The sequence below is a fragment of the Microcoleus sp. AT3-A2 genome (assembly GCF_036705685.1).
In the GTDB taxonomy this organism is placed as follows: domain Bacteria; phylum Cyanobacteriota; class Cyanobacteriia; order Cyanobacteriales; family Microcoleaceae; genus Microcoleus.
Genome location: NZ_JAUBVF010000013.1, coordinates 82469 through 98401, shown reverse-complemented (window position 1 = coordinate 98401; position 15933 = coordinate 82469). Strand labels below are relative to the sequence as shown.

Genomic DNA, 15933 nt, shown 5'->3' with positions numbered 1-15933 from the left:
TTTGTATCATAAGACACGACAACTATTGCCAGCAGGGTAGCGGTGCTTTAAAATCAACAAGAGCGAACAAGTGCAGGCAACTCAAGCCAGCACCGCAAACCCTAAAGGATAACTCAGAGTTCACCCAATGAAAGCACTCATCCTCTCTGGCGGCAAAGGAACACGCTTGCGTCCCCTCACCTATACGGGTGCTAAGCAGTTGGTTCCTGTAGCAAATAAGCCAATACTGTGGTACGGAATTGAAGGAATTGTGGCGGCTGGGATTACAGATATTGGGATTATTATTAGTCCCGAAACCGGGGAAGAGGTGAAGACGAAAACAGGAGATGGATCTCGCTTCGGGGCAAAAATTACTTATATCTTGCAAGAAAAGCCGGCGGGGCTCGCTCATGCGGTAAAAGTTGCCCGACCATTTTTGGGCGATTCTCCGTTTATTATGTATTTAGGAGATAACTTAATTCAGAATCAGTTAGATCCGTTTTTAGAGATTTTTAACAAGCAGAAACTAGACGCTCTGATTTTGCTGCGTCCCGTTCCCAATCCCTCAGCTTTCGGGGTTGCAAAAGTTGATGAGAAAGGAAGAGTTTTGGAGTTAGTAGAAAAACCACAAGATCCGCCATCGAATTTAGCACTGGTGGGGATTTACTTTTTTGCTCCTACTATTCACGAGGCGATCGATCAAATTCAACCCTCGGCCCGCGGCGAACTGGAAATTACAGACGCTATTCAACAGCTCATGAATCAGGAAAAACAGGTAGAAGCCTGCAATTTAGAGGGCTGGTGGCTGGATACGGGTAAAAAAGACGATTTGCTGAGTGCAAACCAAATCATTTTAGATAGCCGTATCGTAGCTTCAACTGAATTGAAAGTAGACGCGAAAAGTCAAATTATCGGACGAGTGCAAATAGGCGAAGGAACGGAAATTATTAATTCTACAGTTCGCGGGCCGGTGGTAATTGGGGAAAATTGCCGCATTGAAAACTGTTTTATCGGGCCTTACAGCAGTATTGCCGATCGCGTGACGATGATTGATGCTGATATCGAACACAGTGTAATATTGCAAGGGGCGAAAATACTTGGCATTCACCAGCGAATTGTTGACAGCGTGATTGGGCAGCGAGCTCAACTAACCAATGCGCCGGCTCGTCCAAAAGCTCTGCGGTTTCTGATTGGTGATGACAGTCAAATTGAGTTAGCTTAAATTGAGATATTGCCAATATCGGAAGCAATAATCCTGATTTAACATAGAGATAAATTTTCTTGTGGGGAGTAGGGTTGGGCATCCTGCCCGCCCTTGAACAGGCAAGATGCCTGTTCCACAATTAATTACAATTATTCACACAGCAAAGTGGTCTGTCCACAATTAGTTACAATGATGGAAACAGCAAAGATGCCTGTTCCATAATAAGTCATTATAAGTTATCTAAAGGAGAGGAAAGTTTGCAGTCAGAAGAAATACCAACTCAACAGATAATAGATAAATTGCGGCAAACTTTGGAGCCGCGGATTGGTATTGCTGAGCCGTCGCTGTTGGGAACAGAAAATAGTGCGATTCCCTTCGGGATAGCTTCGCTTCACGCCAGAGATGAAGATGACGAAGATATCGCCCTTTTAAAGGCGGGTTTCGACATTTATAACATCCCCATTACCTCTTATCAAAGGCGGCTTGGTTCCGCAGTAATTGCAGTTAGGAAAATAGTCAGAAAATTGCTCAGACCCGTACTGGAACGACAAGTAATTTACAATTTTGCGAATACCCGCGTCGTTCAAACATTGAGCATTCAATTGCAAAAATTGCAAGAAAATCAACAAACTCTAGAGAAAAAAATTAAATCGGAGTTCAGCAGCGCATCTCCCGAAGTTACAGCACAGCTTGAGACTCAACAAAAGGCGATCGCAGCTTTTCAGTCTGAAATAGAGCAGATTAAAGCAGTGCAGGAGCAACATACTGCTATTTTAGAGAAGATTACCGCTCAATTGCTCGATCGACAAAAATAAAGCATCAAAGATGACCACACTGCCCATATGCTCCTTAATTATAGTCAACTATAACGGTCTGCGCCACACCAAAGATTGCTTAAAATCTCTACAAAAACTTGCGTATCCCGAATCGCAACTAGATTTAATTGTAATTGATAATTGCTCTCAAGACGACTCCGTTAATTCCCTGCGCGAACTATTTCCCAAAGTTCGGGTTTTTGTCAATACTGCCAACAACTTTGCGAAAGCCCTCAACCTCGGCATCAGCGAAGCAAAAGGGCAATATATCGGATTTCTAAATAACGATGCTACCCTTGACAGTCGCTGGTTAGAGATTCTTGTAAAACGGCTAGAAACTAATAAAGAATTAGGTGCGGCTAGCGGCAAATTGTTGTTTAAAGACGGGCGAATTAACAGCGCGGGTATTCAGCAATTACCTAATTTTTATTGGCAAGATGTCGGTTTTGGCGAAAAAGATGCGGGACAGTACGATACAGAACGGGAAGTCGAAGGGCTTTGTTGGGCGGCGGTGCTTTTCCGCAGGAAATGTCTCGAAGATGTGGGGCCAATAGATGAAGATTTTGTGATGTATTTTGAGGATGTAGAGTTTGCCCAACGCTGCCACAAACGCGGTTGGAAAATGCTTTATACTCCCGCCGCTATCGCCCATCACGAATATAGAGGTTCGAGTAAAGGCAGCAAACTTACCGAGTATTTCTGCAACCGCAATCGGTTTTTGTATTTGGCAAAACATGAACCTTTGCAATTAGTCAAAGGAATTCATACTTCAGATTTTTTCACTAACAAGCAGTACGATTTGCTGTTCGAGAGTTTGTTTGTAGCGATTAAAAAGCTGCTTGATTATCAGAAACCAGAAATCATTGAAACTGTATTGCCGCAGTTGTCGGAAAAGTTGGCGGTGATTTACAGTCGCCTGAAGATCGATCGCATTTTGTCTCGATTGCAGGTGGTTCGGGGCGATCGCAAAATGTCGATCGCCATTTACGATCATGGGCTGCATTTTATTGGTGGCGGTCAAAAATACGTCGCTACCCTCGCCTCGCTGTTACAAAATGAATTTGACATTACTTTTATTGCTAACAAACCAGTTGCTGTTTCCGATTTAGAATCCTGGTACGGACTCAACCTTTCGGGATGCAAAATTAAAATTATTCCCTTGGCGTTTTATGAGAAACGCGGAATGCAGTGCATCGATTCCAGCATCATCGTGGAGGATATGGAAAATCCCTTTGATGAAATTGCCAGAGAAAGCAAAAACTACGATATTTTCATCAACGCTAACCAACTGGAAAAAGTTAAACCACTGTCGCCAATCTCAGTATTTTTCTGTCACTTTCCCAATACCTTCCGCAACCGTCACTTTGCTGTCGATGATTACACTTTCATTATTGCCAACAGTCTATTTACCGTCAAGTGGTTGGAGAAACGCTGGAACCTACAGCCAACTTTTCTGCTTTATCCGCCCGTGGAAATGGCAACAGTTAAAGTGCCGAAAGAAAACATAATTTTGGCGGTGGGACAGTTTGAAGCTGGGGGAACAAAAAAGCAAATTGAACTAATTAAAGCTTTCCGCAGTTTGCTAGCGGATTACCCCGAAGATTTTCAAGGATGGCGACTAATTTTAGTTGGCAGCAGCATTCCGAAAAATCCTTATTTAAAGACTGTTCAGAATTTACTGAAGCAAGATTCAAGGGCGATAGAGCTAAAAGTCAATGTTGACTTCGATGAGGTAAAATCGCTTTATGCTAGAGCAAGCATATTTTGGCACGGCTGCGGTTTGGGTGAAGTCAATCCTCAAAGATTTGAGCATTTCGGGATGGCGACTGTGGAAGCAATGCACAACAGTTGTGCTCCGATTGTTTTCAACGGCGGCGGCCAACCGGAAATTGTCGAACATGGGCGATCGGGCTTTGTGTTCAATACCGTTGAGGAACTTTGTCAGCATTCACATCAACTAATTGTTAATCCTGATTTGCTAGCAGAACTTCAAGCTGGTGCACAGCAACGCAGTCAGAACTTTAGACTTGCACATTTTGAAAAAAAAGTCAATAGTTTTTTTGATATTATTCATCAAGAGTATGCTACAATTCGGCTGCCAAATCCTGCCGATATAGCTCAAATGCTCGATCGAACTTAAAGGCTAATTCAAGCGTGTCTAACCCACTTTTAATCAATTTATCCTTCTTAAGTCCTGAACCAACGGGAATCGGAACTTATGCAGCTAATCTTTTCCCGCAACTGCAAAAGCTAAAACCAACATTACTTACTTCCCAGCAAATTGACAATTATACTTGCTATCAAATTCCAGAAACCCTGACTCCGGATCGAGGGCCGAAAGGACAAATTAACAGGCTGCTGTGGACTCAATTCAACTTACCTAAAATTTACAAAAAATTGCAGTCAAGCCTGATATTTACCCCTATTCCCGAAGCACCTTTGTATTCCGGGTGTCGCTACATTGTCACAGTTCACGATTTAATTCCTTTGCGGTTTCCCCAACGGTTTTCTAGATTAACAGCTTATTTCCGCTACTACATACCGCAGGTTTTGCGGCAAGCAGAACACATTATTTGCGATTCTCAAGCAACGGCGGCAGATGTTGCTAATTTTTTCCACATTCCGCCTGAGAAAATGACCACAATTCCCCTAGCTTGCGATAATATTAATTTTAGATATCTCGACTTGCCAACCAAAAATTATTTTCTTTATACGGGTAGACACGATCCTTACAAAAACTTAGAAAGATTAATTGCTGCATTTGCGAGTTTGCCCGATCGCACAAATTACGAATTGTGGCTAGCAGGGCCTCCCAATGCCTACACACCGCAGTTGACAGCACAAGTGGAAGAATTAGGTTTACAATCTTTGGTAAAGTTTCTCGGTTACGTTCCTTATTCTCAATTGCCCGTATTGATGAATCAGGCGATCGCCCTAGTTTTCCCTACACTTTGGGAAGGATTCGGCTTACCAATTTTAGAAGCAATGGCTTGCGGCACACCCGTCATCACATCCAACCTGTCATCGATGCCAGAAGTAGCCGGAGATGCCGGATTATTAGTCAATCCTTACAGCGTCGGAGAAATAGCCGAAGCCATGCAAACAGTAGCCACAGATTCAAAAGTGCGATCGAACTTAAAAACTGCTAGTTTAGCCAGATCATCTCAATTTAGCTGGCACAAAACCGGAACAGCAACCGCCAACATCTTACAGCAATATCTTTAAATCTTCCCTCTCTTCCTTTCTCCTCTCTGCGTCCTCTGCGCCCTCTGCGGTTAAAAAAATCCCACCAAACAACCGCAATCTACATATTATCCCATGCCCAATCCCCAATCTAACTTACTAATCAACCTTTCCTTCCTAATTTCCAAACCAACTGGCTTAGCCATCTACGCCAAAAACCTATTTCCCCATCTAAAATCCCTCAATCCAACATTACTAACAGCCGAAAAATTCCCCAATAGTAATTGCTACCAAATCCCCCCAAACCTCACACCTGAACAAGGAACCAAAGGACACATCAACCGATTGCTGTGGACACAAACCCAACTCCCCAAAATTTACAAACAGCTAAAATCAAACCTGTTATTTTCCCCAATTCCCGAAGCTCCTTTATTTGCAGGTTGCCGCTATATAATTACAGTACATGACTTGATAGCGCTGCGATTTCCCCGCCGCTTCGATCCTCTGACGCCTTACCACCGCTATTACATTCCCCAAGTGCTGCAGCAGGCTCAACACGTCATCTGCGACTCGGAATCAACTGCCAAAGATATCGCTAATTTTTGCAAGATTCCTACTAATTTAATTACGCCAATTTTCCCCGGATATGATACCAGTTTTTTCCGTTTTTTAGACTTGCCAACAAGCAATTATTTTCTTTATATCGGTCGCCACAATCCTTATAAAAACGTGCAGCGAGTTGTAGCAGCCTTTGCTGCTTTGCATCATAATTCCGAATACGAATTGTGGATAGCAGGTTCGGAAGACAAACGCTATACGCCGCTGCTGAAGGCACAGGTTCAAGAATTGGGATTGGTCGATCGAGTAAAATTCTTAGATTACATTCCCGCGGCCGACTTGCTCAAAGTCATCAACCAAGCGATCGCCCTGGTTTTCCCCAGTCTTTGGGAAGGATTCGGCCTCCCCGTGCTCGAAGCAATGGCCTGCGGCACTCCTGTCATCACCTCTAACCTGTCTTCAATGCCCGAAGTGGCGGGGGACGGCGCCTTATTAGTCAACCCCTACAGCGTCGAGGAAATTGCTTCGGCTATGCAAGAGCTTGCAGTCGATGCCAAAGTTCGATCGCACTTGCGGGAGCTCGGTTTAGCCAGAGCAAAACAATTTAGCTGGGAAAAAACAGGCTTGGAAACTGCTGCTATTCTCGATCGATATCTTTAACGAAGGAAGTTCGGCAACGGATTTGGTAACGGATGTAAGGGATGTAACGGATGTTGAGAAGAAGGAAGAGGGAAGTTCGGCAACGGATTCGGTAACGGATGTAACGGATGTAAGGGATTTCGAGAAGAAGGAAGAGGGAAGTTCGGCAACGGATTTGGTAACGGATGTAAGGGATGTAACGGATGTTGAGAAGAAGGAAGAGGGAAGAGGGAAGAGGGAAGAAGGAAGTAGGCCGATTTAATGACCAATGCCCCATGCCCCATCCCCCATGCCCAATTCCCAATTCCCAATTCCCAATTCCCCCTCCCCCTGACAGCCTGAGTTAGGGACTGTAGCCTCTTTTACTTATTGATACCCAACTGATCGCCGCGCTTGTACTGCTGATAAGCAGCAAAAAACAGCCCCGCCAGAGTAACAAAGATTAGACCCAGAACAATACCTGAAAGCAGCGGTTCTACCATGAGAGCTCCTTAACGTTAAGATTTAACAACCTATTTTTAATATTACCAGCACTTACACAGATGAATTTCCCGAAAAACGCCCTTCCGGGAGTATTAGATCTTGCTCTCCCCGCTGCGAACGATTAAGCTATGTTATGAGAAATAAATTTTCTTGTAGATACTATTTTTAATTGAACTCCTTTGAATAACCAACTTGCCAGGAATGAAATTAAAAACCCGATCGAGCGACTTGCCATATTTGTGCTAGCGGTGTTGCTTGTCATCATCTTGGCTACGCTCACAATACGTCAATTTCAAGTCGCCGATCCTTACGTCAAAAGTGTCCTATCCCTCACGGGCAACCCGCTTCAGGGTTCCGCCATATTTCAAATGAACTGTGCGGGTTGTCACATCTCCGTTTCAGACAGTCAAGTCGGGCCCAACTTGCACGGAGTGTCCGATCGCAAATCCGAATTGGATCTGATCCGGCAAGTCACCAGCGGGCAAACCCCACCAATGCCGCAGTTTCAACCGAGTCCGCAAGAAATGGCCGACTTGCTGAAGTATCTCGAACAAATTTGACCAAAGAAGGGGAACGGAATTCGTTCCCTTTCTTTGGCAGAGCCTCGAAACCCATGCTTAGAGGTTCTGCTTCCCGCTAGTCCCTCTCTGCAGGGACGGCAGGCAAGTTTATGCTCGGCTGTAACTGCCGAGTTTGATCTGCAGACTAAACCAGCAAGTTAAAACTCTGAGCCGATAACTGGCTCGGCTGTACGCCCGTCAGTATAGCCAAAATCTGGTCGCTGTTGGCGATTCCGATCGCCGTCGAGCCATTAGTTTCGGTTAATGACAGTTGATTGAAGTCCAAGCCTCCCACCAACTCGATCGAATCAACTCCTGCGGTGAAGTTGAAAATCGTGTCAATTCCTCCGCCCGCTGACAAGACAAAGCCATTGCTGCCACTGCCACCGACGAGGGTATCGCTGCCAATGCCACCAAAGAGCAAGTCATCGCCAGTGTCAGCAAAGAGCAAATCATCGCCGCTGCCGCCAATTAAGGTATTGTTACCCTCGCCGCCGCAGAGAGTGTCATTGCCTTGATCGCCAAATAGCACGTCGTCGCCAGCGCCTCCCAACATTACGTCATCGGCTTTGCCCCCGTACAATAAGTCATTGCCTTCATCGCCAGAAAGAGAGTCGTTGCCACGATTGCCAAAAATCGTATCGTTACCGCGATCGCCAAAAATCAGGTCAAAGCCTTTGCCACCGAAGAGAGTATCGCTATCGATGCCTCCGTAGACAGTATCGTTGGCCACATTGCCATTGATATAGTCACCGCCCCCTCGGCCAAAGATCAAATCGTTGCCGTTCAACCCGAAGATAGAGTCATTGCCGGCACTACCCACGATCGTATCGTTGCCATTAGGGCCGTTGAGCACATTACCCGCTGAAGGAGTGCCGGGCTCATTGGGAGTAGCGATCCTGGGGAAGTCATCAGGGCAAACCAAATCTGTCGGCGTTGGTGCAGGTGTCGGCGTCGGTACAGGTGCAGGCGTCGGCGTCGGTACAGGTGCAGGCGTCGGCGTCGGTACAGGTGCAGGCGTCGGCGTCGGTGCAGGTGCAGGCGTCGGCGTCGGTGCAGGCGTCGGTGCAGGTGCAGGTGCAGGCGTCGGCGTCGGTACAGGTGGCAGTGGCGGCGGCGTCGGAGTCGGCGGCGGCGTCGGAGTCGGCGTCGGCGCTGGGAAGTTGCCGAAGTTGATCCCGCTGACAATAGCGCCCGAAGTTAGGGTGATGTCGGCGGGTTGAGGTGTGCTTTGGGTAAACCCAGGTTGATTGATTTCCGTGACGCGGTAGGTTCCCGGGGTTAGGTTCGCGAACAGGTAGTTGCCGCTGTTGTCTGTGGTAGTGGTAACAGGAGCAGGAGCAGTTCCAGCTACGACATTGGTTAACTGAATTTGGAAATTGGGTAAACCGGGTTCTCCAGCATCCTGAGTGCCATTGTTGTTGGTGTCTTGGAACTTCAGACCTCGGATCGCCCCGGGTTGCGGCAGGAAGTTGCCGAAGTCAATGCCTGTGATGTTATCCGAGGGATTAACCGTAACGGGGGCGGGGTTGGGGGTCGTCTGCGTCCAGCCGTTTTGCTGGACTTCCCTTACCTGGTAAGTACCTGCGGGTATATCTCGGAGAGTGTAGTTGCCCGCTGCATCAGTGATGGTAGTCGGTTCGCCTTGCTGAAAGATGCCATCGGGAGTGATACTGTCGAGGAATATTTGCCAGTTACCTAGTCCCAATTCTCCGGCATCCTTAACGCCGTTGTTGTTGAGGTCATTGAATTTTTGACCGCTAATAGTGCTCGACTGGAAGTTGCCGAAGTTGATATTAGCGATGTCTTGACCGCTGGTGACAGTGATGTCATCCGGGTCGGGGGTAGTTTGCGTCCAAGTAGGCTGCAAGACTTCCCGCACCTTGTAGGTTCCTGCTGATAAATCGAGGAATTGGTAGTTACCGGCGGCATCGGTGAGGGTGTTCGGTTCCCCGGTGTCGAGAGTGCCGTTATCGTTGGTATCGAGGAAGAATTGCCAGTTGACCAGCCCTAGTTCCCCGGTATCTTGTACCCGGTTGCTGTTGAGGTCATTGAACTTAAGACCACTAATCGAGTTGGGTCTGAAGTTGCCGAAGTTGTTGTTTTGGGAGTCTGTGCCGCTGGTGACGGCGATCGTAAACGCGCCGGAAAGAGTAGGCGTAGCTTCGTTGACGGGGGGCACAATTTGCGTCCAGCCTGTTTGTGGCACTTCCCGCACTGTATAAGTGCCGGCTGGCAGGTTTGTGAACTGGTAGTTACCGGCGACATCGGTGACGGCGGCGTTAGTGCCTGTTTCGGCTGCTACTGCGTCTTGCACACCGTTATTGTTGGCATCCAAGTAAATTGTCCAGCCTCCTAGCGGTGGTTCTTCTGGCCCATCTTGGACGCCATTTTTGTTGAGATCGTTAAATTTAATCCCGCTGATTTTGCCCAACTGGAGGTTGCCAAAGTCTTGAGCCGTAATGTTTGTGCCACTGACTGGGTTAATTGGATAAAAAGTCGGCCCGGCGGTTTGTGAGAATCCCGTCGGCACGTCTTCTCTCACAAAGTGCCGACCGGAGCCGACGTTGGCAAAGCTATACGTCCCAGCAGCCGCTGGCGCTGTCCCGGTAACTTGAGAGGCGATTTCCGCGTCACCCGTATCTAAAGTGCTGTTATCGTTAGTATCTTTGAACAAGCGAACGGTAGTGCCGTTGAGGGGGGTGTCGTCAGCAGAGAAGCCGTTGCCTGTGAGGTCGGTGAATTTGGTGCCGCTAACGGTGATGTTTTGGAAAACGCCGAAGTTTTGACCGGTGACGGGAGTACCGCTTTGGGCACTAACGAGAATTGCGGCAGCGGGGAAAGAGATGCTGGAGTTGGCTGGGGCAGTGGCTTGTATCAGGTAATTGCCGGGGCCTATCTCCGAGAATGTGTAATCTCCGGCTCCCGCAGTGGTTTGTGCAGTGCCGACAACAGTATCTGTGCCGACTTCTAGCGTGCCGTTGGCGTTGGTATCTTTGTATAAGTTAACGGTGATGCCGTTTAATACGGTGTCATCGGGCGTGAAGCCGTTGCCCGCGAGATCGGTGTAGGTTTTGCCTGCGATCGATGTCAGTTGGAAGTTGCCGAAATTGGCACCGGTGACATTCACAATACCCGTATTTGCCGGAGTCGGGCCGAGAGTCTGCACCCAAGCAGTCGCAGGGGTTCCAGCGGGTGGCGCTTCTGTAATCGGAGTATCTGTTTTTACGTCGCGGAGGATGTAAGTGCCGTCGGCTGCGGTAGTAGCGCTCTTCGTACCTACAGAAATCACCCAGCCCGGAAGACCTGGTTCAGTCGCCGCGGCACCTTGCAGGCTATCCCCGTTAAGGTCGTTGAATTTAACGCCTGTGACGATCGGGCCGTATTCATAAGCACCGATATCAACAGCAGTGCCGATCGTCCGGGGAAAGCCAGCACCCCGCTGGTCCGTCGCGCCAGCAGCAGCCGCAGCCGTGGCATCCCCAGTATCGATCGCCGGATTAGGAGTCCCAGTGCTGTCAGCCAAAGCATAAGTCACGGGAACGTCTGTAGCCTGGTTCAATTCTGCGGTAGGGGCGATGACATTTGCTAGAGGAACGGTCAGTTGCTGGGTGGCTGCGAAGCCAGTGCTGCCAGCAAGATTCCCGATCAAATTGTTGATACTGGTGGCGGCGAATGTCCCAAACACGTCAGGATTCGCGCCGCCCAAATTCCCGGCGACGATCGAATTTAGGACATTCACAGTACCGCCATTCGTCGCAATACCCCCGCCCACAGCAACAGCAGGAGCAGTTGCAGTAGCAGTATTAGCAGTGATCGTGTTGTTAGTCAGAGTTGCTGTAGCGCCGCTGTTGACAAAAATCGCCGCACCCGCGCCCTGGCCCGGTGTAGCGCCCACACCGCCAGCCGCGCCTCCGGTTGCTGTGTTGCTGAACAAAGTGCTGTTGTTCAGGGTCAAACTGCCAGTATTAACAAAAATTGCGCCTCCCAAACCAGCACCGCCACCCCCACCCGCTGGGCTGCCGACGCCGCCCGGGGTGAAAACTCCGACGGTCGTGCTGGCTCCGCCTGCTGTACCGCTGCCGCCGCCTCCTCCGAAGCCGCCAGCGCCGCCGTTGCCGATCACGCCTGCAGCAGCAGGGGCAGTAGCCGTACCGCCAAGACCGCCCGCCGCGCCACCGCCACCAAAGCCACCAGCACCGCCAGCACCCCCAGCCCCGCCTGCGCCGTTGCCAGCAACTCCAGTACCGCCAGTACCGCCAGTACCGCCAGCACCGCCCCCACCGCCAAGGACGCCTCCCGCACCGGTACCGCCAGGGCCGCCTGCGCCGCCAGTACCGCCTGCGAAGGTAGTGATGCCACCGGGACCGCCCGGACCGCCTTGGCCGCCGGGAACGCCCGCTCCAAAAGTATTGTTAACGCCAGCACCACCACTGCCAGCGTTGGGTGCAGCAGCAGTACCAGGCGCACCAGCACCGCCCGGAGTTGTGAAGTTGAAGCCAGGAGTGCCACCGAAGAGGGTGCCGAAATCAGCGCTGCCACCAGCACCGGCTGGGGCTACCGCTGCTGCCCCAGCGCCTCCTGTAGCGGTGTTGCCAGTAAAGGTCACGCTGTTAACTGTGACAGCGCCGTTGTTGATAAATAGTGCGCCTCCTATGCCGGCCCCACCGCCACCGCCGGCTGTACCGGCACCACCCACTGCGCTACCGTTGGCAATTGTCAGGTTAGAAATGCTGACTGCTGCATTGTTGTCTACAGAGAAGCCCCGGTTAGTGTTGAGATTTAGGGTAAAACCGCCACCTGTCAACGTGATGGGGTTAGTGATTCTCGGCAGAACGTCTCCGGCGGCTAAGGTGATGTCGCCAGTGATGGCAATCGTGTCGGTGTCGGTCAAAACATTTGCCACCAGAATCTTATCGCGCAGTTCGCCAAATGTGGCGACTAAAACTGCACTATAAGCTTCCCTCGCCTCCGCCGAAAATGCCAAAGGTGTTTCAATGGTTCCCGTAGTTACTTCGAGTTCCCAGTCTCCACCCAACGCAGCATTCCCAGTCAAGTTGTCGGAAGCGGCAATATTTGCTCCCGTGAGCTGGCTCAGCCTTTGGACGAAGGCGACACCTGCTTCTGTGGCGGCGACGTTGCAACCGTAAAGCAGAATTTCGGGTTTAGCTGTAATTGGAGAGTTAGAGTTTGCTTCGGCTGCTGGCAAAGCAAACCATGTTTCTAAATAATTGCGGTAGCTTTCAATGTTGCACAGATTTAGTTCTGTGCCTCCCAGTTGCAAGCTGGCTGCTGCACCGTGAGACAAAATGTGGACGGCTGCAATGTTTTGCCGCTGTTTAAGTGTTTCGGCGATTTGCTCGATGCCGTCGCGATCGGCATTCAGAATAACAATTTCTGTATCGGGATTGACCGTTTCTGTTAAACTTTCGCAATCTTTAACTTTTGAATCTGCAAAAACTATCTGGTGTTTCGGTTCTTTATACAGTTCCACGTTCAAATTCTCCTGGTACACGCACACATCAAATTCATATCACAAACCAACCGCAGCAGCCATCGATCTTTTTCCAGCGCGGATGAGAGTCGTTGGCCAAGCCCTCTAAGAGGATCGCCCCTGAGTTTTACCTCACCTAACTTTCACCTAAATTGAATATTGACAAAAACGTTGTTTTATGCTGCCCTGCCCTAACTGAGTTAGTTTGATTGTTTAGAAGTTTTAAAGGGGATATTGTTCCGGCTGTTACATTAATGTTGGAGAAGACTTGCGCGCTGTTTATTGATATGCCAGAGATGGACAAAGTACCAGATTTTATAAAAACTGTCAATCAAATAATTAACTGATGGCGATCGATATTTGTTAATCAAGAGTCATCAATCACGGTTATTAGCTGTAAGCTGGTGTTATTTGGTAGTGGTTGGCTGCTGAATTATCGGTATGTGCGATCGTCTTCGAGGGCTTCGCTAACGAACAACCGCAATCAAATCGGTTTGTAGAAAGAAATGCAAGTCCTCTGAGTTTTATGAAGGCTTGCATTCCTCACTAGAACCTTGATAACAGTTATTTTACAGGAATAGATAGGCTGACTCATGACTAACATTCCTAGAGACTATTAGACTCAATTAACCGGCTCGAAGAAATAAAATTAGGCGTGCAGTCCCGAATATTAACTCCTCTTCCAGTTGTGTGCGTCCAAGGCTCACTAATTACCAAGTTTCTTCATCCGGGTTATTGGAATTGCTCCAGATTTCCACATCTAAATCATTGAGATACATCAGAGCCGTTTCAATCTGTTTACTTGTACCGTTAAGTTCCAAGTCAAACCAACCATCATCTAAAGTTTTGACACCCAACAAAGCGGCATTAAAATTAACCGTCAAACCGTATTCAGAAATTAGGTTAGAGATGACAGGTTCCTGATGGTATTCTTTAGGAACACGAATGCGAATGCGGGTTTGAGTTGGTCTGCTGTCACCACTATCAGAGTGGGGAATATCTGATTCTTGGGTTCTGTGAAAATCGCCGATCGCCTCAAATTCAGATTCGCTAGTGTTGTGAGCTAACATTTGAGCCTCCTGATGTTTGTTTCAGTTTACATTTTGCACCAATATCTTGTAGGGTGCGGATCTGCGATATTTTCGATATTCCAACCAGATTGTCGATAGCGTCGCAGCTTAATAATGACTGGTTTGAGGGATGAGGTTGACAGCGCACCCTAAAGCCCTAATGACTAATGACTAATGACTAATGACTATTCTGCAACTTCTTTGATCCTAGTTTTTCGTTCTAAAATCTCCTTAAGCACGAGGGTAACAACTGCTAAAAGACCGAGAACCACCGCAGCCGAAAATGCGGCTTGTGTCGCGTACTGCTTGTAAGCATCCTCTACAAACAAAGGCAAAGTTTGCGTTTTTTTAGCAATATTTCCCGACACCACCGAGACGGCTCCAAATTCTCCCATTGCTCTAGCATTGGTCAAAATTACTCCGTAAAGCAATCCCCAGCGAATACTCGGAAGCGTGACATTCCAGAAAATTTGCCAGTCATTTGCTCCCAAAGTTTTCGCCGCCTCTTCTTGATCTGTTCCCACTTCTTCCAAAACAGGAATCACTTCGCGCGCCACAAAAGGCAAGGTAACAAAAGCAGTAGCCAGCACCATTCCAGGGAAGGCAAAAATAACCCTGATATTGGCCGCCTCCAGCCATGGCCCGAACCATCCCACTCGACCGTAAAGCAGTACAATCATTAAACCTGCAACTACGGGAGATATGGCAAAAGGCACGTCTAAAAGGCTGATTAATAGCGTGCGGCCCCGAAATTTATTGCGACCAATTACCCAGGCTGCACACAAACCGAATACTGTATTTATAGGCACAACTATCAGAGAAATTACCAGGGTAAGTTGCGCTGCGTGCAGAAAATCCGGCGAGGTTAAGTTAGACAAAAATGGCTCAAACCCCTTTCTGAAAGCTTGATAAAAAACGTTGAGAGTGGGGATAAATAAGACCAGAGCGAGATAGCCGATCGCAATTCCGATCAAAGTTGGTTTTACCCAAGCTTTTTCCTGACTCCGGCTAGAACCACTGGGCGGAAATGTGTAACCAGCGGGTGAATTGATATTAGCCGTCATAGCGTCTTCTCCATGCTTGTAATAGATTTATGGCGAACAGCATTGCCAGGGAAATAGCTAACATGAAAGTGCCGATAACTGTTGCTCCTGCATAGTCGTACTGTTCCAACCGTTGAAAAATTAATACTGGTGCGATTAAATCTTTGAACGGTATGTTAGAAGCTACGATTACAGTAGAGCCGTACTCGCCAACCGCTCGCGAAAATCCGAGTGCTACTCCGGTTAAAATAGACGGAAATAGCGGCGGCAAGACTACTCGCCAGAAGGTTTGAAATTGAGATGCACCTAAGCACCAAGCTGCTTCTTCGATGTCTTTTTCCATCTCGTTTAAAACTGGCTGTACGGTTCTAACTATAAATGGCAAGGAAATAAATATCATCGCTATACCTACGCCCAAGCGAGTAAAGGATATCTTGATTCCCAAAGGTGCAAAAAGCGAACCAATCCAGCCGTTATCGCTGTAAACTGTGGCGAGAGTTAAACCGGCAACGGAGGTGGGCAGTGCAAAAGGCAAATCGACGATTGCATCGACAATCCGTTTTAAGGGAAAGTCGTAGCGGACTAATACCCAGGCAATTAATGTGCCGAATACTCCGTTAATTAATGCCGCAATTAATGCCGTAAAGAAGGTGACATCGTAGGCGGAAAGGGCGATCGGACTGGTGGCAATTGCCCAAAATTCGGCGGGGTTTGCTGTGCTGGCTTTCAGCAGCATTGCTGCAACTGGGAGCAATAGCATTAAGCTGAGGTAGCCTAGGGTGATTCCCCAAGGTAATGTGATTTTGCCGATCGCCCTTTTGATATGCTGAATTGGAGATTGAGGGTTACTGGTTGGAAATGATACAGCCATAAGTGAAGAGTTTTGAGTTGGAAAAAATAATTGC

At 48.3% G+C, this 15933-nt stretch carries 12 protein-coding genes; 7 read left to right on the top strand and 5 right to left on the bottom strand.

What is annotated here, in order from left to right:
* The first annotated feature begins 127 nt into the window (after positions 1-127).
* From QUB37_RS10690 to QUB37_RS10665, 6 genes are all read left to right on the top strand, one after another.
* The gene (locus tag QUB37_RS10690; RefSeq protein WP_333161695.1) at positions 128-1201 is read left to right on the top strand and encodes a glucose-1-phosphate thymidylyltransferase; all 1074 of its coding nucleotides are present in this window, start codon (positions 128-130) and stop codon (positions 1199-1201) included.
* Between the two features lie 239 nt (positions 1202-1440).
* Positions 1441-1998: a hypothetical protein gene (locus QUB37_RS10685; RefSeq protein ID WP_333161693.1), complete on the top strand. Its 558-nt coding sequence runs from the start codon at positions 1441-1443 to the stop codon at positions 1996-1998.
* A 10-nt stretch (positions 1999-2008) separates the two neighbouring features.
* On the top strand, positions 2009-4138 hold the full coding sequence (locus QUB37_RS10680; RefSeq protein ID WP_333161691.1) for a glycosyltransferase: 2130 nt from the start codon (positions 2009-2011) through the stop codon (positions 4136-4138).
* Between the two features lie 14 nt (positions 4139-4152).
* Positions 4153-5223: a glycosyltransferase family 1 protein gene (locus QUB37_RS10675; protein ID WP_333161689.1), complete on the top strand. Its 1071-nt coding sequence runs from the start codon at positions 4153-4155 to the stop codon at positions 5221-5223.
* Between the two features lie 93 nt (positions 5224-5316).
* Positions 5317-6399: a glycosyltransferase family 1 protein gene (locus QUB37_RS10670; protein ID WP_333161687.1), complete on the top strand. Its 1083-nt coding sequence runs from the start codon at positions 5317-5319 to the stop codon at positions 6397-6399.
* 22 nt (positions 6400-6421) lie between these two features.
* The gene (locus QUB37_RS10665) at positions 6422-6640 is read left to right on the top strand and encodes a hypothetical protein (RefSeq protein ID WP_333161685.1); all 219 of its coding nucleotides are present in this window, start codon (positions 6422-6424) and stop codon (positions 6638-6640) included.
* A gap of 100 nt (positions 6641-6740) precedes the next feature.
* Here the strand turns inward: QUB37_RS10665 and petG are convergent, their stop codons facing one another.
* Positions 6741-6860, bottom strand: coding sequence for a cytochrome b6-f complex subunit V (gene petG / locus QUB37_RS10660; protein ID WP_006632329.1), 120 nt, complete (start codon positions 6858-6860; stop codon positions 6741-6743).
* Between the two features lie 180 nt (positions 6861-7040).
* Between petG and QUB37_RS10655 the strand changes: the two genes are divergently transcribed.
* Positions 7041-7421, top strand: coding sequence for a cytochrome c (locus QUB37_RS10655; RefSeq protein WP_333161682.1), 381 nt, complete (start codon positions 7041-7043; stop codon positions 7419-7421).
* 145 nt (positions 7422-7566) lie between these two features.
* Here QUB37_RS10655 and QUB37_RS10650 read toward each other — a convergent pair whose 3' ends face one another.
* The 4 genes from QUB37_RS10650 to cysT all read right to left on the bottom strand — a co-directional run bounded on the left by QUB37_RS10650 (position 7567) and on the right by cysT (position 15899).
* A complete protein-coding gene (locus QUB37_RS10650; RefSeq protein WP_333161680.1) occupies positions 7567-12915 on the bottom strand; it encodes a DUF4347 domain-containing protein in 5349 nt (1782 codons plus the stop codon).
* Between the two features lie 710 nt (positions 12916-13625).
* The gene (locus QUB37_RS10645; protein WP_015174211.1) at positions 13626-13985 is read right to left on the bottom strand and encodes an NIL domain-containing protein; all 360 of its coding nucleotides are present in this window, start codon (positions 13983-13985) and stop codon (positions 13626-13628) included.
* A 185-nt stretch (positions 13986-14170) separates the two neighbouring features.
* Positions 14171-15049 carry a sulfate ABC transporter permease subunit CysW gene (gene cysW, locus QUB37_RS10640; protein ID WP_333161678.1) on the bottom strand — a complete coding sequence of 293 codons (879 nt, stop codon included), beginning with the start codon at positions 15047-15049 and terminating at the stop codon, positions 14171-14173.
* Positions 15039-15899 carry a sulfate ABC transporter permease subunit CysT gene (gene cysT / locus QUB37_RS10635; RefSeq protein WP_333161676.1) on the bottom strand — a complete coding sequence of 287 codons (861 nt, stop codon included), beginning with the start codon at positions 15897-15899 and terminating at the stop codon, positions 15039-15041. Before cysT ends, cysW begins: the two co-directional genes overlap by 11 nt.
* Between the last annotated feature and the right edge of the window lie 34 nt (positions 15900-15933).